Origin of the sequence: Bdellovibrio bacteriovorus, from assembly GCF_001592745.1 — a bacterium.
GTDB classification, from domain to species: domain Bacteria; phylum Bdellovibrionota; class Bdellovibrionia; order Bdellovibrionales; family Bdellovibrionaceae; genus Bdellovibrio; species Bdellovibrio bacteriovorus_B.
Genome location: NZ_LUKD01000001.1, coordinates 1,386,678 through 1,406,524, shown reverse-complemented (window position 1 = coordinate 1,406,524; position 19,847 = coordinate 1,386,678). Strand labels below are relative to the sequence as shown.

General features: G+C 45.3%; 19 protein-coding genes. 10 read left to right on the top strand and 9 right to left on the bottom strand.

Going from position 1 to position 19,847, the window contains the following annotated elements; translation table 11 throughout:
- Positions 1-11: 11 nt before the first annotated feature.
- The 5 genes from AZI87_RS06770 to deoC form a co-directional block, all read right to left on the bottom strand.
- A complete protein-coding gene (locus AZI87_RS06770) occupies positions 12-1,580 on the bottom strand; it encodes an acyl-CoA carboxylase subunit beta (protein ID WP_063205673.1) in 1,569 nt (522 codons plus the stop codon).
- A gap of 138 nt (positions 1,581-1,718) precedes the next feature.
- Positions 1,719-2,948: a S8 family peptidase gene (locus AZI87_RS06765; protein WP_063205671.1), complete on the bottom strand. Its 1,230-nt coding sequence runs from the start codon at positions 2,946-2,948 to the stop codon at positions 1,719-1,721.
- A 229-nt stretch (positions 2,949-3,177) separates the two neighbouring features.
- Positions 3,178-3,993, bottom strand: a complete 816-nt coding sequence (locus AZI87_RS06760; protein WP_063205669.1) for a purine-nucleoside phosphorylase — start codon at positions 3,991-3,993, stop codon at positions 3,178-3,180.
- 27 nt (positions 3,994-4,020) lie between these two features.
- Positions 4,021-5,340, bottom strand: coding sequence for a thymidine phosphorylase (locus AZI87_RS06755; protein WP_063205667.1), 1,320 nt, complete (start codon positions 5,338-5,340; stop codon positions 4,021-4,023).
- Positions 5,340-6,002 carry a deoxyribose-phosphate aldolase gene (gene deoC, locus AZI87_RS06750; protein WP_063205666.1) on the bottom strand — a complete coding sequence of 221 codons (663 nt, stop codon included), beginning with the start codon at positions 6,000-6,002 and terminating at the stop codon, positions 5,340-5,342. The genes AZI87_RS06755 and deoC overlap by 1 nt, the downstream gene beginning before the upstream one ends.
- A gap of 60 nt (positions 6,003-6,062) precedes the next feature.
- On the opposite strand from deoC, the gene AZI87_RS06745 reads away from it, so the two are divergent.
- Positions 6,063-6,437, top strand: a complete 375-nt coding sequence (locus AZI87_RS06745) for a hypothetical protein (RefSeq protein WP_063205663.1) — start codon at positions 6,063-6,065, stop codon at positions 6,435-6,437.
- Here AZI87_RS06745 and AZI87_RS06740 read toward each other — a convergent pair whose 3' ends face one another.
- Positions 6,438-7,535, bottom strand: coding sequence for a type IV pilus twitching motility protein PilT (locus AZI87_RS06740; protein ID WP_063205661.1), 1,098 nt, complete (start codon positions 7,533-7,535; stop codon positions 6,438-6,440).
- A gap of 118 nt (positions 7,536-7,653) precedes the next feature.
- On the opposite strand from AZI87_RS06740, the gene AZI87_RS06735 reads away from it, so the two are divergent.
- Positions 7,654-9,174, top strand: coding sequence for an Rne/Rng family ribonuclease (locus AZI87_RS06735; RefSeq protein WP_063205659.1), 1,521 nt, complete (start codon positions 7,654-7,656; stop codon positions 9,172-9,174).
- Here AZI87_RS06735 and AZI87_RS06730 read toward each other — a convergent pair.
- Positions 9,134-9,445 (bottom strand): helix-turn-helix domain-containing protein, encoded by a 312-nt coding sequence (locus AZI87_RS06730; RefSeq protein ID WP_063242565.1) that lies wholly within the window; start codon positions 9,443-9,445, stop codon positions 9,134-9,136. The genes AZI87_RS06735 and AZI87_RS06730 overlap by 41 nt on opposite strands.
- A 157-nt stretch (positions 9,446-9,602) precedes the next feature.
- Here AZI87_RS06730 and AZI87_RS06725 point away from each other — a divergent pair, with 157 nt between their 5' ends.
- From AZI87_RS06725 to AZI87_RS06700, 6 genes are all read left to right on the top strand, one after another.
- Positions 9,603-11,078, top strand: a complete 1,476-nt coding sequence (locus AZI87_RS06725) for a hypothetical protein (RefSeq protein ID WP_155722507.1) — start codon at positions 9,603-9,605, stop codon at positions 11,076-11,078.
- Positions 11,079-11,286: 208 nt separating this feature from the next.
- Positions 11,287-11,844 (top strand): 50S ribosomal protein L21, encoded by a 558-nt coding sequence (gene rplU / locus AZI87_RS06720; RefSeq protein WP_063205655.1) that lies wholly within the window; start codon positions 11,287-11,289, stop codon positions 11,842-11,844.
- A gap of 26 nt (positions 11,845-11,870) precedes the next feature.
- Positions 11,871-12,131, top strand: coding sequence for a 50S ribosomal protein L27 (gene rpmA / locus AZI87_RS06715; protein ID WP_063205653.1), 261 nt, complete (start codon positions 11,871-11,873; stop codon positions 12,129-12,131).
- A gap of 189 nt (positions 12,132-12,320) precedes the next feature.
- The gene (gene obgE / locus AZI87_RS06710; RefSeq protein ID WP_063205651.1) at positions 12,321-13,352 is read left to right on the top strand and encodes a GTPase ObgE; all 1,032 of its coding nucleotides are present in this window, start codon (positions 12,321-12,323) and stop codon (positions 13,350-13,352) included.
- Positions 13,352-14,383 carry a nicotinate (nicotinamide) nucleotide adenylyltransferase gene (gene nadD / locus AZI87_RS06705; RefSeq protein WP_063205649.1) on the top strand — a complete coding sequence of 344 codons (1,032 nt, stop codon included), beginning with the start codon at positions 13,352-13,354 and terminating at the stop codon, positions 14,381-14,383. Before obgE ends, nadD begins: the two co-directional genes overlap by 1 nt.
- Before the next feature lie 3 nt (positions 14,384-14,386).
- Positions 14,387-14,857 (top strand): 23S rRNA (pseudouridine(1915)-N(3))-methyltransferase RlmH, encoded by a 471-nt coding sequence (locus AZI87_RS06700; protein ID WP_063205647.1) that lies wholly within the window; start codon positions 14,387-14,389, stop codon positions 14,855-14,857.
- On the opposite strand, the gene AZI87_RS06695 is transcribed toward AZI87_RS06700, so the two are convergent.
- On the bottom strand, positions 14,854-15,678 hold the full coding sequence (locus tag AZI87_RS06695) for a protein-glutamine glutaminase family protein (RefSeq protein WP_063205645.1): 825 nt from the start codon (positions 15,676-15,678) through the stop codon (positions 14,854-14,856). The genes AZI87_RS06700 and AZI87_RS06695 overlap by 4 nt on opposite strands.
- Positions 15,679-16,425: 747 nt before the next feature.
- Between AZI87_RS06695 and AZI87_RS06685 the strand changes: the two genes are divergently transcribed.
- Both AZI87_RS06685 and rimO read left to right on the top strand, forming a co-directional pair.
- The gene (locus tag AZI87_RS06685) at positions 16,426-17,073 is read left to right on the top strand and encodes a LolA family protein (RefSeq protein WP_063205641.1); all 648 of its coding nucleotides are present in this window, start codon (positions 16,426-16,428) and stop codon (positions 17,071-17,073) included.
- On the top strand, positions 17,070-18,443 hold the full coding sequence (gene rimO, locus AZI87_RS06680; RefSeq protein ID WP_063205639.1) for a 30S ribosomal protein S12 methylthiotransferase RimO: 1,374 nt from the start codon (positions 17,070-17,072) through the stop codon (positions 18,441-18,443). The genes AZI87_RS06685 and rimO overlap by 4 nt, the downstream gene beginning before the upstream one ends.
- Here the strand turns inward: rimO and AZI87_RS06675 are convergent.
- Entirely contained in the window at positions 18,440-19,816 is a 1,377-nt protein-coding gene (locus AZI87_RS06675; RefSeq protein WP_063205637.1) for a tetratricopeptide repeat protein, read from the bottom strand. The genes rimO and AZI87_RS06675 overlap by 4 nt on opposite strands.
- Positions 19,817-19,847: the final 31 nt, after the last annotated feature.

Sequence of the window (19,847 nt, the reverse complement as noted above, 5' to 3'; positions counted from 1 at the left end):
TCACCCTCTGATTAAAGAGGAATATTTCCGTGCTTTTTAGCCGGCATGATGTCGCGTTTATGTTTCAACATCTCTAGTGAATCAATGATGCGTTTACGAGTCATTGCGGGCTCGATCACCTCATCTGTGTATCCAAGTTCTGCAGAAACATATGGATTGCTGAACTTCGCTTCGTACTCTGCGGTCAGGCGAGCTTTTTCTGCGACAGGATCTTTGGCTTTCGAGATCTCTTCGCGGCTGATGATGCTGACAGCACCTTCAGCACCCATCACCGCGATTTCCGCAGATGGGTAAGCAAGATTCACGTCAGAACGAAGAAGTTTAGAACCCATGACGATGTAAGCACCACCGTAAGCTTTACGAGTGATGATAGTGATCTTAGGTACAGTCGCTTCTGCATAAGCGTAAAGAAGCTTTGCACCGTGAGTGATGATGCCATTCCATTCTTGGTCTTTACCTGGCAAGAAGCCCGGAACGTCGACGAAAGAAACGATTGGAATGTTGAAAGCATCACAGAAACGGATAAAACGAGCCGCTTTACGAGAAGCTTCGATATTCAAGCAACCTGCAAGTACGTTCGGTTGGTTTGCAACGATACCCACTGGGCGTCCGTTGAAACGTGCAAAACCCACGATCACGTTTTGCGCGAAATGTTTATGAACTTCAAGGAAGTAACCTTCATCCACACACTCTGTGATCACGCCTAGCATGTCGTAAGGTTTTTTTGGATTTTCTGGAATCAATGTATTCAAAGATTCAGTCACACGGTCGGGACGATCATTCGTCGGAAGAACCGGAGCATCATCCAAATTATTTGAAGGCAGGAAGTTCATCAATTCACGAATCAACAACAAGCAGTGCTTGTCATCTTCAGCAGCGAAATGAGCCACACCCGATTTTGCAGAGTGAGTTGTTGCCCCACCCAAATCTTCTTTCGTCACTTCTTCATGAGTTACGGTCTTGATAACATCAGGACCTGTCACAAACATGTAGCTTGTGTTTTTCACCATGAAGACAAAGTCGGTAATAGAAGGGGAGTAAACTGCGCCACCCGCACATGGGCCCATGATCGCCGTGATTTGTGGGATCAATCCAGAAGCCATTGTGTTGCGAGTGAAAATGTCCGCGTAACCACCCAAGGATTCAATACCTTCTTGGATACGAGCGCCACCAGAGTCATTGATAGAAATAAAAGGCGCGCCGTTTTTCATCGCCAAATCCATCACTTTACAGATTTTATTGGCTTGAGTGCGCGACATAGATCCACCGATAACAGTGAAATCTTGAGAAGAGACATAAACGAGTTTGCCGTTGATGCGACCGTAGCCCGTGATAACGCCGTCACCAGGAACAACAGTTTTATCCATACCGAAGTTAGTACAACGGTGAGTAACAAAACGGTCCATCTCTACAAAGCTGCCTGGATCGACAAGAACATCAATTCTTTCGCGGGCAGTAAGACGTCCACCTTGTTTGTGTTTCGCAATACGTGCAGCGCCACCACCGGCCATTGCAGCTTCATTACGTTTTTCAAGATCGTTCAGGCGAGCTTGAATGCCAGATGAAATTTCTGTGCTCATATGATTCCTTTTTATGAAGGGATGACCCCTTTAAAAACAAGGGACCAATCTATCATGAGGTTGTTAGGAATCACCTTAAAACTAGAGACGCGCCGCCTACTATTTATGCGACGCGCGATTGAGGCTATGTTATTGAATTTATGGAACTAACTGCTTTAAGACTTCGAACGCCTTTTGTACGTTAATGCGTCCTTGAGTTTTTACTTTAAATTCGTGTCCTGGAACGACGTCGACGGACTGCAAAATAGACTCTTTAATTTGCAGCGCGGAAGCGGTCGGACGAGCACTCCATAAAAGGGCGGCTGCACCCGAAACCATTGGAGCCGCCATACTTGTACCATCCATATAAGCTGTCGAGTTGCCTGGAACCGTGCTTAAAATTCTTTCACCAGGAGCGGCCACGTGAACAAGATTAAATCCACTGTTCGACCATGAAGTCATAAAATCTGACACGGAAGAAGCAGCCACTGTGATTTGATTCGCTAATCCGAATGAAGCCGGGAACTCAGGGTAAACATCGACATCGCGTCCATCATTACCAGCGGCAACGATAACCAAAATCCCTTTACCTTGAAGTTCAACAAAAGCATTTCTTAGAGAAGCCACACACGGAGCGCCACCCCAACTTGCATTGATGATTTTAGCTCCACGCGAAGCAGAGTATTGCAAAGCAAGAACCGCATCACCTAACGAACCACCACCATCATTGGCAATGAATTGCGCAGGAATCAATTGCGCCCGAGGAGCGACGCCTTGAACAGAGCCATAGCGCTCATCCGCAGCGATGATACCTGCCACATGAGTTCCATGCGAGCTTGGTGTTGGATTGTTATTTGGAATAGAGACAAACGAAGCTCCATAATAGTCATCAACAATACCGTTTCCGTCATCGTCTTTGCCATTATTTGGAATCTCTGCCGTGTTCACAGCAATACGCGGTTTGATTTGCGGATGGCTTGTGTCGACGAACGCATCAACAACCGCGATTTTAACATTTTGTCCTTGAATACCTTGAGCCCACAAAGAAGGCGCACCTATCTTTGTCTGCCCCCAACTATCGGAATAGGCATTGGCTTGAATTTCATCAGTTTTAGATGTTTGAATTTGACGGTCGAACTCCACATAGCGGATCTTCTCTAGCTGTGGCTCGATAAAATTTTTCGTAAATTCGTCAGCGTTTGCGGCCTGTTCCACCGTAAATTTTCCATCTTCCCATTGGACGATGAATTTATTCTGGATTGCTTGGCCCGTGCATGCGCTCGAGTCCATCGCTCCATTTTCTGGAAATACGGTGCTAGGCGATTTGTTGCCACAAGATGCTAATACGAAGATGCAGACAACCGCCGAGAGAATTTTTTGAACATCCATGTTCACTCCCTGTGCGGGCCATCCTGGTCCCTATTAGTGAGACGCAATCGGTTGGCCCAATCGGTTAGCTCTTCGGTAATTATATGTCTTAATTTGAGGCTAGAACGGTTTAAACTGGACCTGGACCCAAGGATCTAAAGGTAAGCCTAGTGCGGAAAAATTACGGCTCCACAGTCACTCAATAATGACATTAAGAAGCCTCATATTTTTAAGGGAAATAAGACCTGATTTAGATCTGTCCGATAAATTCTTTTAGGAAAGATAAAAACTGAATTTCGACACGTTTTGCAGTCTCAGTCACTTCATCGTGCGAAAGTTTTTGCGAAGAAATTCCTGCTGCCAAATTCGTGATGCAGCTTAAAGCCGCTACACGAAGACCTAAGTGATTCGCCGCAATTGTTTCTGGAACCGTACTCATACCGACAGCTTTACCGCCAATCAGTTTTAAGTAACGAACTTCAGAAGGTGTTTCATAAGTAGGACCACTTACGCCGCAGTAAACGCCTTTGTGAAAGCGTGTGCCTTGCTTTAACAAAACTTGCTCCATGATGGAGATCAAGCGCTTGTCATAAGCTTCGGTCATATCAGGAAAGCGAGGACCCAGTTCTTTAATGTTCGGTCCCATGAGTGGATTCGTGCCCATCAAGTTGATGTGATCTTCAATAATCATGAAGTCACCTGCTTGCATGTTTTCACCAAAACCACCGGCAGAGTTTGTCAGGATCAAAGTTTCAATGCCCAACATCGCTAGCGTACGAGTAGGGAACACAACACTTTCCATGCTGTGTCCTTCGTAATAATGATTGCGCCCTTGAAGAATCACGATCTGCTGGCCATTTACTTTACCGAAAATTAAATTTCCAGAGTGGCCTTCGACTGTTGGAGGAGAGAAGTGAGGAATGTCTTTATAAGGAAGTGTGATTTCAACTTCCACATCCTTCACAAAAGCGCCAAGGCCTGAACCTAAAACAACACCGATCTTCGGTTTTGCCGAAGTTTTAGTACGGATATAGGTGATGGTTTCTTGAAGCTTATTTAATACCAAAATTTTCTCCTCTGCGTCCCTTGAGTATTAGCTCAAAGTCTTCAGTATCAAACTAGGCTTTGCAATTTTTGGCAAGGAAATATTAATCGCCGATTTCAACAGAGGAACTGCTGACTGCAATAGATCCTTATCATCGCCATGCAACGTGAAGACAGCTTCGCCCGCTTTGACTTCGTCACCCACTTTAACGTGAAACTCTATCCCGGCTGTAGGCGCAATTACGTCCGTCGTCTGCGCGCGACCGGCTTTAATTATAATGCCCGCAATACCAATGCTTTCTGTATGGAAGCCGTGAACATAACCATCTTTTTCAGCTGTAATGATCATTTTGTGTTGGGGCTTCGGAAGGGCTTTAAGATTTCCACCATGTATTCCACAGAGCTCTTCAAACTTCGCCATCGCTTTACCGGATGTCAGCATGTCAGAAGCGATCTTATAAGATTCTTCAGCCGTGCGGCCAACTCCTGCTAAAAGAAGCATGTGTGCTGAAAGTTGAAGGCTGAGTTCGCGCGTATCCTCATAAAGATCGTATCCGCCGGGCCCGATGAATTTTTCGTTCTTCATAATCGCAACGCATTCTTCGACTTCCAAAGAATTGCCGGCAAAGCGACCTAAAGGCTGATCCATGTTTGTCAGTAAAGAAGTTACTTTCTTACCGTAGCCTTTAGCAATAGCCATTAAATTCAAAGCGAGTTCTTCTGCTAAGGCGGGAGTTTTCATGAAGGCGCCAGAACCAAACTTCACGTCCAGCACCAGGCCATCAATGCCTTCGGCCAATTTCTTAGACATGATCGAAGCACAAATCAGCGGAAGACTTTCCACCGTCGCTGTCACATCACGAAGTGCATAGATCTTTTTATCCGCAGGGCAGATTTCTTTTGTTTGACCGATAAAGCAAATCGCATGTTTGCGAACCAGCTCCACGAATTCAGGCAAAGATTTTTGTGTATTGAATCCAGGAATAGATTCAAGCTTATCTAACGTTCCTCCGGTATGGCCTAAGCCGCGACCTGAAATCATCGGGACGGGCACGCCAGCAGCGGCAACGATCGGACCTAGAATCAAGCTGGTCTTATCGCCCACGCCACCTGTAGAGTGTTTATCGACTTTAAATCCCGGCACGGAAGAAAAATCCACAACTTCACCAGAGTGAAGCATGGCTTTCGTAAGCGACAGAGTTTCTTCCGTCGTCATGCCTTTAAAAAATGTCGCCATCAAAAGCGCCGACATTTGATAATCAGGAATCTGACCGCGCGCATATCCCAGAATAAATTCGTTGATCTCATCGTAGGAGAGTTCGCGACCGTTGCGTTTCGCTTTAATAATTTCTGCTGGAAGAAATGCCATTAGTAACCTCCTTGAACGGTTCCGCCCTGAACAATAATGATTCCAGAGCTTGTGCCTAGGCGAGTTGCGCCGGCATCAATCATCGCTTTGGCTTGAGCGATATCCTTAATACCGCCAGAGGCTTTCACTTCCAGTGCATCACCAACAACTGATTTCATCAGTTTGACGTCATCAACCGTCGCGCCACCGCCACCAAATCCTGTGGATGTTTTTACGAAGTGAGCCCCGGCTTCCATCGCGGCTTTGCATGCCAACACTTTATCGTCGTTATTTAAAAGAGACGTCTCGATGATCACTTTCACCGTGCGACCTTGCGCGGCTTTCACAACGGCTTTGATATCGTCTCGCACATAGTCTAAGCGACGGTCTTTTAAAGCACCAACATGGATCACCATATCGATTTCGCCTGCGCCGTTTTTGATGGCCGTTGAAGTTTCAAAAGCTTTGCTTTCCGTATCCATTGTTCCCAAAGGAAAGCCGACAACGCAGCAAACTTTGACGGAGGAGCCTTTAAGAAGTTCCGCACACGCAGGGACGTAAGAGGTATTTACACAAACACTGAAAAAGCCGTGTTCTTTGGCTTCTGCACAAAGCTTTTCGATTTGCGCTAACTGCGCTTCAGGTTTCAAAAGAGTATGGTCAATATAACGACTTAGTTGCACCGGGCACCTCAAGAGTGTTTAAATAAGAAAAGTTATCTTAGTTCGTTGCAGGAGGCAATCATGACACTACAGAAGTGGACCTCAGTTTTACTAACAGCCGTGATTTTGTTCACTTCCTCTGCCTCTTTTGCGCAAGCAGACAGAACGGTGAAAAGAAGTATTGCAACTGTTTTGTTTTCCAGTCTGGGCGGAGCGATCCTGGGGCTAAGCACTCTCTCATTTTATGGTGAACCCGAAGAGCACACCGACAATATCACGACCGGAGCTTTGATCGGATTTGCGGCTGGTTTGGGATATGTTGTTTATGACTCCTCGCGCCCAGCTGCCAAAACTTATGATTATTCCAATGTCTTTGATCAAGAACTCAAAAGCAGAAGAGCCCTGGCAAATCTTGCCAAGGCTCCCTCAATAGTTCAATTTTCGTACGATTTCTAATTAGCCAACTTTGGTGCGTGGGGCAGAGCCTCCCGCCAGAGTTCCTTGAATCGTTGTATCGCCACCGCCAGCTTGACCCAAGAAAGTTTTTGCATCGGCTGCAGAAACTTTTCCTTTGCGAACCAAGTCTTCGATGTATTTTTCGAAAAGCACCATACCCTGACTTGAGCCCGTTTGCATGGCTGAAGGGATTTGATGGACTTTACCTTCACGAATCAAGTTCGAGATGGCTTTTGTATTACGCATGATTTCGTAAGCGGCCACACGACCTTGTCCATCGGCGCGCGAGAAAAGTGTTTGCGCGACGACTCCACGCAAACTTTCTGCAAGCATCGTACGGATTTGTTGTTGTTGACCCGCAGGGAAAACGTCAATGATACGATCGACAGTTTTAGCAGCACTGTTCGTGTGAAGAGTACCAAACACGATGTGACCTGTTTCTGCAGCCGTCAAAGCTAACGAAATAGTTTCTAAGTCACGCAACTCACCGACAAGCAAGATATCTGGGTCTTCACGCAGAGCCGCTTTCAAGGCGTTCGCGAAACTTTTCGTGTGACTTCCAACTTCACGTTGATTCACCAAGGCTTTTAAGTTGGGATGTACGAACTCGATCGGGTCTTCCACCGTGATGATATGCGCTTCACGAGTGGCGTTGATCTGATGGATCATCGCAGCGAGCGTTGTTGATTTACCCGAACCCGTGGGGCCGGTAACTAGAATCAAACCACGATCGCAATCGATCATGTCCATCACTGCTGGAGGTAAACCCAATTCTTGTGCCGTTTTGATTTTTTCTGGAATGATACGCATAACGGCGCCAAGACCTTTTCTTTGCATAAAGATATTGCAACGAAAACGTCCGATGCCTGAAAGGGTGTAGGCAAAATCCAGTTCCCATTTTTCGACGAAGGCTTTTTTCTGCTTCTCAGAAAGAATCTCGAAGAGCAAACCTTGTACGTCTTGGTTCGTCAATTCGCGATAGTTCAACGGAATCATGTTTCCATGGAGACGCAAATACGGAGGTGCGCCGCTTGTAATGTGCAAGTCGGAGGCTCCTTGTTCCACCATGAGTTTGAACAGTTCATCAATTGTTGCCATCGTAATCTCCGGTAAAGGCTCTATTTCCATGATCTTTTCGGTCAGATGTGTTTCAATATTAAATATTATTTGCTCTCGGTCTTGTTTCTGGACTAATGAACTAGGGTAGGAGGTTGTTGTGTCAGCTGAAATTCTCATCAATGTGAGACCTCAAGAAACTCGTGTGGCCTATGTCGATGGCGGCATTCTTTCTGATTTAAAAATTGAACGTAAAACTTCGCCGACCTTGGTCGGGTCGATTCATCGCGGGACCGTACTAAGAGTTCTTCCTGGAATGCAGGCAGCCTTCGTGGATATCGGCTTAGAAAAAGCGGCCTTTCTTTATGTCGGCGATATCCGTGAAGACGTGGACGACAACTTCTTGTCTGATGTTGATCGTGAGGAACCCTTGGAAATGGAAGGGGATGACGACAAACTTCCTTCACATCAAAATAAAACTCCTATTCAGGATTTATTAAAAGAAGGTCAGTCCATTTTAGTTCAGGTAGCTAAAGATCCCTTGGGAACGAAAGGTGCGCGCTTGACGACGCATCTGTCTTTGCCAGGTCGTTTCGTCGTGTTTTTGCCGACTGTACGCCACTTAGGAATTTCTCGCCGTATTGAAGATGAGACAGAACGTGAACGCCTGCGTAAGCTGGTACAAAAAATCAATCCTTCCGGGGGTGTGATCGTACGTACCGCAGGCGAGGGCGCCTCTGAAGAGATGTTGAAAGCGGACATCGAATACTTAGATCGTCTTAGTAAAGAAATTTTCAAAAACTATGAAAAGAAAAAAACACCGGGCATGGTTCACACCGAACTTGATGTCGAGCTGCGTGCGCTTCGTGATTTGATGTCTGAAGATGTGACCAGCGTGTGGGTTGATAATATCGAAATTCACAAAAAAGTTGTGAAGTTCGTTTCTCAGTTCATGCCCAAGTACAAACAAAACATCGTACTTTACGAAGAACAAAAACCTCTTTTTGATTTGTACGACATTGATATTGAAATTTCTCGCTCGATGGAAAGAAAGATCTGGTTAAAGTCCGGCGGTTACATCGTGATTGATGAAGCCGAAGCACTCGTAGTCATTGACGTGAATACGGGTAAGTTCGTCGGGAAAAAAGATCTTGAAGACACCATCTTAAAAACCAATCTGGAAGCGGTTCGCGAGACGGCGCACCAACTGCGCATTCGTAACTGCGGCGGTATCATCATCATCGATTTCATCGATATGGAAAAAGAATCTCACCGCGAAAAAGTTTTAGAAGCTTTGGCCGAAGAATTAGGGCGCGATCGCGCACGCACAAACATCGTTTCTATGTCTCAGTTGGGTCTTGTAGAGATGACTCGTAAGCGCATTCGTCCAAGTCTTATTAAGACCTTGTGTGAGCCTTGCTCTTACTGTGATGGAAAAGGTTATATTAAACGTAAATCCACAGTAGCGAATGAAATCTTCCGCGAACTAGAGCGTGATGCCGACATGCTTATCAATAAGAAAACCAATGTCGTCATTCATTGTCACAGCGGTGTCGTGGATTGGATTTATGAAGTCGAAGGCGAAAGCCTTGAAAGCATCGAGAAAAAACTCGGGCGCTCAGTGGCCTTCAAGATCGAGCCTAACTACCACTTAGAGCAGTACGAGATTTTCTTTGTTTAGAATATTTTAGATTCTCTTCCTCAAATTTTTGGCGAAGAGATTCTGCTGTCTGTTCAAGATGCTCTTCCAAAATCATTTGAAAAAGTTCGTCAGCATTTATTTTGTAAAGTTTTGCGAGGCTTTTTAGAGTGGTGACGGGGGGAAGAGAAAGACCGCGTTCCCAATTTGAGATGAACTGAGGGGTGTTGTAGCCGAGGTGGGTGGAAACATCTCCCTGAGAAAGATTCCTAGCCTCGCGAGATTTTTTCAGAAATTCCCCAACCTTCTTCATCGAGAACACCTCATTCTGTTTTCAATAACCCTAGAATTTCTTTTTAGAGATTGCATCACGCGCAGCAGTACCTCCTAGCCTAGACCCTGTTACCCAGGGCCCCTAGTTATTCCATAAAAGCTGTTTAGAACCACCATTAAATGCCGATGTAATGTTCATGAAGGCGATTCAACTCCTTATTCTAACTTTGCTTTTTCCATTGTCGGTGTTTTCAGCCGACATCAGTTTGTCATGTTCAAAATTTTTAGGAGATTGCGAACGAATTCCTGAGCCTTTAAAGCTAGCGTCAGAAATGTGTAAGGCCGAGCAAAAGCTTGCGGGCTGTGAAAACCTGGCGAAGTCGGATCCTGAAGTCGCGTCCTCTATTCGTTCTTGCTCACCGGGCGCGGTTTGTGATTCAGGATTAATGAGACCCATTGATCAGTTGAAAGGATGTTTTTCCGGCGCGGTCGAAGTGGGTAAAGATTTTTGGGAAGCTCTTTCGTCGATTCCGGATTTAGCCGGCAAGGGAGCCTCCAATATTCGTGAATGCTGGAACAGCCCTGAGTGCCGTTCGAGCACGTTTGATTCATCAATCAAAACATATTCAAACGCTGTCATGTTCTCTAACCCTATCTTAGCACCACTGGCCTTGTGGAGAATGCGTCGAGACGGTTCGCTGAGCGACGCTGATCTAAAGAAAATGTCTGAGGTCTCTTTAAATCTTTTAGAAAAAGGAAAGCAGTACCTAGAAAAACAAGGCGTGAAGCTTGCGTGCTTTAATAATGAAGCGCAAGCCGAGATGCTCTGTTACGGTGTTCTTTCTGTCGTAAGCCCCGGAAAGGCCGTGAACGTATTAGCGAAAGCTCCCAAGCTAGCAAAACTTCTGCAAGCGGGAGGATTGGCCGCTAAAGAAACGGCGGTCGCAAGTAAAGCAGGAGAAGCGGCGGTTGATCTCGCGAAAATGGCCAAGCTTACAAACGCGGAACGCATTGCTGAAGCGGAAAAATCATTGGGTCGCGCCCTGACGGCCGAACAAAAAGAGGCTTTGGTAAAAGCGCACGAAATAGCCTCAGAGACCGGCCGTGGATACGGAACTTATTCTGCGGCGGATTTAAAACAGAAAGCAGATCTCTTAAAGGCGGCCGGCTTTTCCGACGTTGAACGCAATCAGCTCATGCGCCAGGGAATCGCCGGGATGTATGGAGATAGTTATAAAGCACGTGTGTACTTTAACCAAACACGGCTTGAGGCCGACAAGCTTCGCACATCCAACAAAGTAGAAGAGGCGACGAAGAAGTATAAAGAGTCGGCGGATTCCTACGAAGTCTATTTGAAAGATGCAAAAGTGCAGAAGTCCGAAAGGGACTATTTGGTAGGCTCAAGCATTAATGCTCATGCCGGCCGTTACGATAAAGCTGCGGAATATTTCCTGGAAAGCAAAAGTGCCATCAGAAACAGCAGCGAGAAGGCCGAAGTGATCTTTGAGTCTTTGCGCAGAGAAAAAGATGAGCTCCGCGTTATTGCCGCCAGAACTCGTACAGCGGGGACTGAGAAGGCATATAAAGATCACATGGAGATGATTAAAGCTCTTGTAAACAGCCCTAAGGTTCAACTAAGCGACGCGATTAAGCGTGAACTTTTGAAGCCCTAATCTTAGCTAAGCTGCTGAAAAAACAGGCTTTTCTTTTAACCCTGGACCCCTCTAAAAATCTGCAACAAAGATTTGCATTTAAGGGGGGCGAAAGCTATTCTCTTTTTCTCCCTTTTAAAGCTGAAAAAAATAGCATGTATTAGGTTGACAAAACCTAGTGCGAGGTGGCATTTACCATTGGCTTAATTCGGGTAGCTGGAGGTATTTCATGTACGCGATTATTCGTACAGGCGGTAAGCAATATAAAGTTCAAGCTGGTGACGTTCTTCAAGTAGATAAGCTTGAGCAAGCACTTGGCGCAGAGTTTGAAATCAACGAAGTTTTGATGGTTGGTGGTGAGTCCACTGCTGTTGGTCAACCTCTTGTAAAAGGCGCGAAAGTAACTGTTGTAGTTACAAAACAAGCTAAAACAAGAAAACAAATCGTCTTCAAAAAGAAGCGTCGTCAAGGTTACAGAAAGTTCGCAACTCACAAACAAGAGTTCACAGAGCTTTTTGTTAAGGCGATCTCTTTCGACGGTAAAACTGCGAAAACAGATGAATCTGCAAAAGTAGTAGACGTAGCAGCAGTTCGTGCAGAAAAAGCACAAGCTCGCGTAGCAGCTCGTAAAGAGCGTGCAGCGAACAAAGGAACTGCAGAAGTTGTTAAAAAAGCGGCTAAAAAAGTAGCGAAAAAGAAAGTTGCTAAGAAAGCAGTTAAAAAGACTGCAAAAAAAGCAACTGGCGCTAAGAAAAAAGCAGCTAAGAAAACTTCTAAGAAAGCATAATTTTTAATTCTTAAGAGAGGTTAGTCATGGCAAGTAAAAAAGCCGGTGGTAGTACAAAGAACGGTCGTGATTCACAGAGTAAACGCTTAGGTGTAAAACGCTTCGGTGGTGAAAAAGTTCTTCCAGGAACAATCATTGTTCGTCAACGTGGAACAAAATTCCACTTGGGTAACAATGTTAAAATGGGTCGTGACTACACGATCTATTCTGTTATCGAAGGTCTTGTTAAGTTTGAACGTTTCTCTAAAGAACGTTTCAAAATTAGCGTTTATCCAAAAGCTGTTTAATCGTTTCGATTAAACCAGTTCGGATAAGCATCAAGAATTTTTCATACTGAAAAGGAGCCACTTCAAACTGGCTCCTTTTTCTGTTTGGGCCTCGCCCCTCGTCTTTTCCCCCTATAACGCTTTCAATGTCCTTACTCTGGCATGCCCTTCTCAGTGAATCTGTGATACAGCCGTGACCGTTGGTGCTATATGAAGTTTATCGATGAAGTAAAAATATCTCTTGCGTCAGGCCGAGGCGGCCCTGGTTGCGTCAGCTATCGCCGCGAGTCGCTTATGCCACGCGGTGGTCCTGATGGTGGTAACGGTGGAAAAGGCGGCGACGTCATTATCCGTACATCTAAACATATCAATTCTCTTGTCGATATTCGTCAGAACAAAAGATATGCGGCTCAAAATGGCCAGATGGGCATGGGTCGACAAAAATCCGGTCACAATGGTGAAGATCTGGTGATGATTGTTCCAGAGGGAACAGTGATCCGCACTCTTGAGGGCGAAATCATCGTCGATATGACGGGAATTTCTGAGTACGTTTTGCTTAAAGGCGGACGTGGCGGAATGGGTAACGAGTTTTTCAAAACAAGTGTGAATCAAGCTCCGGACTATGCACAACCTGGCGAAGACGGTGAAGAGATTGAAGTTAAGCTTGAGTTGAAATTGATCGCCGACGTGGGAATCATTGGTTTTCCAAATGCTGGAAAGTCCACTTTGATATCGCGCATCTCTGCGGCTCGTCCGAAGATTGCGGATTATCCTTTTACAACTTTGACTCCGAACTTGGGTGTCGTCAAAGCCGGTGACTACACGTCATTCGTCGTTGCGGATATCCCAGGATTAGTGAAGGGCGCGCACGAAGGCGTTGGTTTAGGAATTCAATTCCTAAAGCACATCGAACGCACGCGTCTTTTCATTCACTTGATTGATGCTTCCGGTATGTCGGGGCGTGATCCAGTGGAAGATTATTTAGATATTAATAACGAGCTTAAGATGTACGACACCAACAACGAAGACAAAGAAGGATTCTTCCCTCTTGCCACGCGTCCTCAGTTTGTTGTGCTCAACAAGATCGACACATTAAGCGAAACACAACTGATGAAACTTAAGAATAAGTTCAAAGATATTTCGGGCCAAGAGCCTTATGCAATCTCGGCAGTGACGGGCAAAAATATCAAAGAATTTATTCAAGAACTTGCTCGTCAAATCATGCAAGAGGAAGAAGAATAATGAAAATAGGTATTTTTGGTGGAAGTTTTAATCCTCCGCATATGGGCCACATCAACGCTATTCAAACAGTAGCGAAAAAAGTCGGCCTTCAAAAAGTTCACATCGTTCCTGCGGCTCAAAACCCTTTGAAAACTCCGGTTGAGGGTCCAACAGCAGAACAACGTTTGGAACTAACTCGCCTAGCCTTTGAACAATATGGCGAGACTTACTTCGTAGACGATCAAGAAATCAAACGCGGTGGCATGAGCTACACGATTGATACAGTTTTGAATCTTCGTAAAACTTACGACGCTAACGATCTTTATTTGGTTGTTGGCGCGGATAAGTTTGAAGAGCTTTCTCAATGGAAAGACTATCAAAAGCTTCTTTCTGAAGTGAATTTGGTGGTTACGACTCGTCCTGGTTACGAAACTCCAGAATCTTTAGATGAAATGCCAGGCTACTTAAAGCCGATGGTTTCAGATTTTGATTTCAACTTTATCGAGTTGAATACCGGCCGTAATATTCAGTTCATCACTTTGCGTGATATCGAAATTTCTGCAAGTGAGCTTCGTAAGTGGTTGCGCACGGGTAAACCGGTTGAAAAATATCTTCCGCTAGCTGTTGAATCTTACATCAAAGATCACAAGCTTTATCGTAACTTGGGTGACCGTATCGGGGACTTTAAAAAGTTCTCTGAATTCTGCGCGAACGTCTTGTTTGCTAAGAAAGGCATCAACGTCCGTGGCTTTGACTTAACGGGAATTGCAGCTCCAAGCGAATACACTTTGATTGCGTCAGGTACTTCCACTCGTCACGCAGCGGCTATGGCTGAAAACATCGTGATGGCGGTAAAAGAAGAATACAACGTGCATCCACAAAGTGTGGAAGGTATCGACGAAGGACGCTGGGTTCTTGTGGACTACGGTTCTTTGATCGTTCACATCTTCTATGATTTCGTTCGTCAGGAATACAGCCTTGAAAACCTTTGGAGAGAAGGCAAAGACCTCGGCTTCAAAGATCCTTACTTGGGTAAGGGCGAGGCTCAGTAATCTATGAAATTCATTTTGTACAATCTCGCGACGGCCAAAGAGGCATGGGCTGATGAGGTCAGCGAGTTGTACAAAAAGAAGATCTCTTTCTTTATTCCCTTTGAAATTCAAAGTCTGAAAGCAAAAAAATCCGCTCGTGAAGATGCTGATTTTAAACGCAACGAAGAATCCGAACTCATTCTTAAGAATATCAATAGCGACGATTTCGTCGTTCTTTTTGATGAGCGCGGATCAGCCTTTGACTCCATTCAGTTTTCTAAAAAAATCGAAAACATTCTGGGAAGTTCCAAAAAGCGCTCTATTTTTATTATTGGTGGGGCGTTTGGTGTTAACGAAGACGTCCGAAAAAGAGCCGATCTGAAGGTGGCGCTGTCGCCCATGGTGATGAATCACTTAATGGCGCAGGCGATGAGCTTAGAGCAAATCTACCGCGCCTTTACGATCATCAAAAAAATTCCGTACCACAATATCTAGTGAACTACAGACCAAGGTGGGAATTCACCCAGTTCCTTGTAAGGATCACGACCCAAGTCTTTCACGCGGTCCCATTCGTATTCTAAGAAAGAAACCTGTTCGCTCAACGCTTCCTGCTCAGTCAATGCGTGCGGTTTCACACAGTCTTGGGAAGGGTCAAACGTATCTTTGTGGCAAATGGAGTATTGAACGTTCGAGCGAGTGCCGCCGACTTTGTCATTCCATTCTGTCAGTTTCAACGGACGTGTTGGTTCAATCGCTGGGTCAAAAACGTAGGCTTCGTTACCCACTCTGTAAGTCACTGCCACGTGATACCACCACATAACATCTCCCGTTGGGGAGTTCTTCGTGATTGCGTGCAGATTTCCGAACACAAAAATCTTTTTAGGCGCAGGGAAATTGTGTTCAACCAATTCAATCTTCGCCATTTCCGCACGAGCGTAACAGCCATCATCTGGATACATCCATGTTAAGCGGCGAGGAAATGATGGATCGTCTGTTTGAATGAAACGGGAGTCGCGAACATATTTGAATTCACGTTCTAGATCCGCGTAAGAGCCCACATCGGGAATTTCGCTAAGATCTAAATTCTTCAAGGGCTTTTTATATCTATCCACTGGTGAGCCAAAAGACATCTCTTCTTGATGATCATCAAATGGCGATGGGAATGGAGAAGGGATTTTAAAATTCCAATTAAAGAAATGGCGGTCACGAGCTTGTTGGTAAGTTTCACCTGCCCTGCGAACTGGCGAAAGACCACGGTGAGCTGCGAAGGTTTGAAGTGAAAGACCCAAAGTAAGAATCAGAGCAAAAAGTTTCATGATTTCCCCTCTAGTCATTTTCTAGGCCTGGCCGCAAAAGCTGTCAAAGAATTTGCAGTAGAAGCACTGTGATGAATCCAACATTTAATTTATTTAAGAGACACCTGTCGTGCTGTCTGAATTGCGGATCCTTCTTGGTTACTAAGGGGCGGTTTTGTAGATATTGTGCTCTAAAATTAGATCGGTGGGAGCAAGCAACCCCGATTCTACTTCCACCTTTTCAGGCGCGGGCTCATTACAACTGGGATCCCGGAAGAAGCGACATTCTTTCCCAACTTGTTTTATCGCTAAAGGGAACGAACAACGAAGAGGCTTGGAGCTATTATGCGCAAGATTTCGTTCGGAAAACGTTACCTCTAGTCTCTCTTAGACGACCCGTTCAAGTCGTCCCGGCCCCTGCCAAACGCAGAGATCAAAAGGATCATTCGTACGCTTGGGCCCAAGGGATTTCGAAGGCCTTAGGGGCGGGTTTTCAACCCTGCCTAGAGAAGACTTCAAAGCATCACCAGCGCGGAGCGGACCGGGCGGAGAGGGCCCTGATAGAGATGAAGCTTCGTGAAAATTCTACAAGCCCTGTGGACTTTGCGCCTGAGACGCTCTGGGTTTTTGCCGATGATGTCTTAACTACAGGGGCTACAGCGAGGGCGGCTCACATAGCACTAGGCTGCCCAGCTCATTTTGAGGTTTGGGTCCTAGCTCATAGGAGGCTCTCTTGCGGAGCGTCCAGACATCTGCTATAAATCGCGAATGTTTAAAAGAATCAGTATCTTGTTTTTCCTAATGACCTTTTCCTGGGGTGTTTTTGCGGCAACGGGAAATGGGACTCTTCAAAAAGTTTCTAAGAAATATCGTAACGCCAAGCTTGTGGAAATGAGCGTGGAAAAGTCTGTGAAGTCAGAACTTTTGGGCAAAGAAACAAAGCACGAAGGAAAAATCTTTTTAGCGAACGGCAAGTTCCGCTGGGAAAACACAAAACCAGAACAAACTCTTTTGGTTTTCGATGGTTCGACGATTTGGAGTGAGCAAACTCCTCCAAAAGAATTCGGCGGACCTGTTCAAGTAGCTAAAGGTAAAGTCGATAAAAAAACTAGGTCGCATATTTTGATTTCTTCGCTTCTGGGAACGGATTTAGAAAAGAACTTTAAAGTTCAGAAGGAAGAAAAAGCGGGCGATCTTGTGAAGCTCGATGTAACCCCGCTGTACGATGATCTGACGGTGAAGTCGATGCAAGTCGTGATAAACCCGAAAGACAGCACGCTGAACGAGATTTCTTATAAAGACGATATCGGAAATCTGACGACACTGAAGTTTTCGGACATCGAGTTTAAGAAAAAAGAAAAGAAAAGCTTATTTAAATACCAACCGCCTAAAGGTGCACAGGTGACGGATCTATGAAACAAGAGACAACTCAAAACAACAAAGTTCATTTTATCTCTTTAGGTTGTCCAAAGAATCTTGTCGACAGTGAGATCATGGCCGGTACTTTGATGAAGGACGGCTACCAAGTTGTTGGCGAAGCTGAAGAAGCGGACACGGTGATCGTAAACACTTGTGGTTTCATCGAAGATTCAAAAAAAGAATCCATCCAAAGAATTTTGGATATGAGTGACCTTAAGCAAGAAGGCAAAATTAAAAAAGTCGTTGTCGCAGGTTGCTTAACTCAGCGTTATAAAGACGACCTTGTTGAAGGTTTGCCGGAAGCAGACCTTTTCGTAGGTTCTGGTGAATTCCAAAACATCGCAAAGATTCTTAAAAATTCCGATGCGGGCGATACGAAGAAAACATTCTTTAATCTTCCCACTTATCTTCAAGAAGAAGCAACTCCGCGCGTGAACTCTCAACCGGGTCACCGTGCTTATTTGAAAATTTCTGAAGGTTGCATGAAGCGTTGTGCTTTCTGTGCGATTCCTTTGATTCGCGGAAACCTTCAATCTCGTTCGATTGATGCTATCGTCGCTGAAGCAAAACTTTTAGTCGCAGGTGGAGTTAAAGAACTCATCATTATCAGCCATGACTTCACAGACTACGGTTGGGATATCCGCCGTAAAGATCCAACTCGCAAAGAAAGCCCGGTCGAGTTGCTGAAAGCTTTGGATCAAGTTGAAGGTCTTCAATGGATCCGTTTGATGTATTTGTATCCAGATGGAATCACTCCTGAGATGGTTCAAGTGATCAAAAACAGCAAAAAGATCGTGAAGTACTTCGACATGCCTTTACAGCACATCAATGACGCTGTTCTTAAGAGTATGAACCGTAAGATGACTCGTGATGAAGTCGAAACGGCTTTGATGAATATCCGTGAGCACATCCCAGAAGCTGTGATCCGCACGCAATTTATCGTAGGTTTCCCAGGTGAAACTCAAGAACAGTTCGAAGAACTTTTGCAATTCGTAGCTGAACAACAATTCGACCGCGTTGGTTGCTTTAAGTATTCTCCAGAAGAGAACACTCCGGGCGGCCGCATGGAAAATCAAATTGATGAAGAAACAAAACAGTTCCGTCACGATGCTTTAATGGAAATTCAGCAAAATATTTCTCGCGAAAAACACGCGGATTTTGTGGGTAAAACTATCGACGTGATCGTAGAAGGCTTCAGTGAAGAGACTGACTTGTTATTGCAAGGCCGTTTCTGGGGTCAAGCTCCGGACATCGATGGAGTTGTTCTTATCAATGAAGGTGAAGCACAAGTCGGTGACATGGTTAAAGTTCACATCACCGATAGTATGGAATACGATCTTCTAGGTGGTATCGTCACCGAAAATTAGAACGTGCAAGTTTCGGAAGCGTCTTCAAACTTTCCGATCCATTGAGAGTTCTTCTGGTTTCTTAAAATTGTCGTGGCTTTTCTAAAGGCCACGGCATTTTTTTTGTCATACTTGCAGGCGTTCTTAAACGCGATCAAAGCTAAATCAAATTTGCGAATTTCAAACGACGAAGTCGCAAGCCCCAACCAAGAACGGGCCGCCTGAGGATCTGCCTCTGTGCCGGCTTTATACTGTTTCATCGCATCGACATAGTTCTTCTGATCTTCTAAGAGCTTTCCATACTGATATTGCGCCAGCTCTGACTTCGGGAAGTCTTTAGAAGCTTTCTTGAGCGTTTTTAAAGCCACATCGTCTTCACCTAAGGCCTTCTGGCTAATACCCAGGTAAACGTAACCATCAGCGACTTTAGGGTCTTTACGAATGGCTTCATTGCAGGCATGAACTGCCGGCTCATAGGTGGCATCCATCGTATTGATTTCGCAAAGTTTACGCAGATACTGAGGACGTGGTCCGATATTTTGGACCATGTCTTGATAAAGGATGCGCAACTCATAAAGATTTGGCGGCTCTCGCTTTTCGTAAAGGTCGATCAACCCATCGTAAGCCGGCTCATACTGCGGATTCAGTTCGGTGGCCTTTTTATAGCTTTCCATCGCGTCTTTGGTTTTGCGGCTCATGACATAGGCGTTACCCATGAGTGAATAAGCTTCAAAATCTTTTTCGTCTTTTCCGATAAGCACATTCAAAGCACGCAACATCTCGTTGGGCTCTTTGCGTTTTTCATGGGCCTTCGCCAAAAGCACTAAGCCTTTGCGATCAATTTTATCGACGTGTTTCCACAGAAGCAGCGTCGCTTTTTCATAGTCTTCTTTTTTGTAAAATTCTTCTGCTAGTTGGACGATCAAAGCGCCATTTTTAGGACCGCTGCGGATTTCCTTTTTTAGGCGTTCAATCTTTTGATCTGAAGTTTCTTCGGCGGAAGTTGTAGATACGGTAGCCGCCACTGTTTCTGGGACTTTCGCATCAACCGGAGCGGGTGTAGTTTGCGCTGGAGCCGCAGGACTTGCTGGAGCTGGAGATTCTTTAGTTGGGGACGGGGTGGTCTTAGCTGAGGGTGCTGGTGTAGGTGACGGAGCTGGCGTGGTCTTAGCGGCCGGAGCAGAAACGGCTTTCGCCGGAGGCGAACTCTTTTTCTCGGTAGGCTTCGGCGCCGACGAAGGTTTTACCTCTGCGGAAGAGTTTGCATCGAGCTCTTTTTCGAACAGAGAGAATTCATCCTTACTCTGGCCTAAAGCCTGGGGAGTGTATGAATATGAGACAAAAGCCAAGAAGAGGATAAATAAGGAGCGATTGAAATTCAGTCCAGTCATCATATGTTGTATTATGACCTAAATGCTCGTACGA

Bases quoted from the DNA above. Each gene is read 5' to 3' on its own strand.
- rpmA (WP_063205653.1), top strand. From the start codon at position 11,871: ATGGCAAGTAAAAAAGCCGGTGGTAGTACAAAGAACGGTCGTGATTCA.
- rimO (WP_063205639.1), top strand. From the start codon at position 17,070: ATGAAACAAGAGACAACTCAAAACAACAAAGTTCATTTTATCTCTTTA.
- AZI87_RS06765 (WP_063205671.1), bottom strand. From the start codon at position 2,948: ATGGATGTTCAAAAAATTCTCTCGGCGGTTGTCTGCATCTTCGTATTA.
- AZI87_RS06745 (WP_063205663.1), top strand. From the start codon at position 6,063: ATGACACTACAGAAGTGGACCTCAGTTTTACTAACAGCCGTGATTTTG.
- AZI87_RS06700 (WP_063205647.1), top strand. From the start codon at position 14,387: ATGAAATTCATTTTGTACAATCTCGCGACGGCCAAAGAGGCATGGGCT.
- AZI87_RS06725 (WP_155722507.1), top strand. From the start codon at position 9,603: ATGAAGGCGATTCAACTCCTTATTCTAACTTTGCTTTTTCCATTGTCG.
- AZI87_RS06755 (WP_063205667.1), bottom strand. From the start codon at position 5,340: ATGGCATTTCTTCCAGCAGAAATTATTAAAGCGAAACGCAACGGTCGC.
- rplU (WP_063205655.1), top strand. From the start codon at position 11,287: ATGTACGCGATTATTCGTACAGGCGGTAAGCAATATAAAGTTCAAGCT.
- AZI87_RS06730 (WP_063242565.1), bottom strand. From the start codon at position 9,445: ATGAAGAAGGTTGGGGAATTTCTGAAAAAATCTCGCGAGGCTAGGAAT.
- AZI87_RS06770 (WP_063205673.1), bottom strand. From the start codon at position 1,580: ATGAGCACAGAAATTTCATCTGGCATTCAAGCTCGCCTGAACGATCTT.
- nadD (WP_063205649.1), top strand. From the start codon at position 13,352: ATGAAAATAGGTATTTTTGGTGGAAGTTTTAATCCTCCGCATATGGGC.
- AZI87_RS06695 (WP_063205645.1), bottom strand. From the start codon at position 15,678: ATGAAACTTTTTGCTCTGATTCTTACTTTGGGTCTTTCACTTCAAACC.
- AZI87_RS06685 (WP_063205641.1), top strand. From the start codon at position 16,426: ATGTTTAAAAGAATCAGTATCTTGTTTTTCCTAATGACCTTTTCCTGG.
- obgE (WP_063205651.1), top strand. From the start codon at position 12,321: ATGAAGTTTATCGATGAAGTAAAAATATCTCTTGCGTCAGGCCGAGGC.
- AZI87_RS06740 (WP_063205661.1), bottom strand. From the start codon at position 7,535: ATGGCAACAATTGATGAACTGTTCAAACTCATGGTGGAACAAGGAGCC.
- AZI87_RS06675 (WP_063205637.1), bottom strand. From the start codon at position 19,816: ATGATGACTGGACTGAATTTCAATCGCTCCTTATTTATCCTCTTCTTG.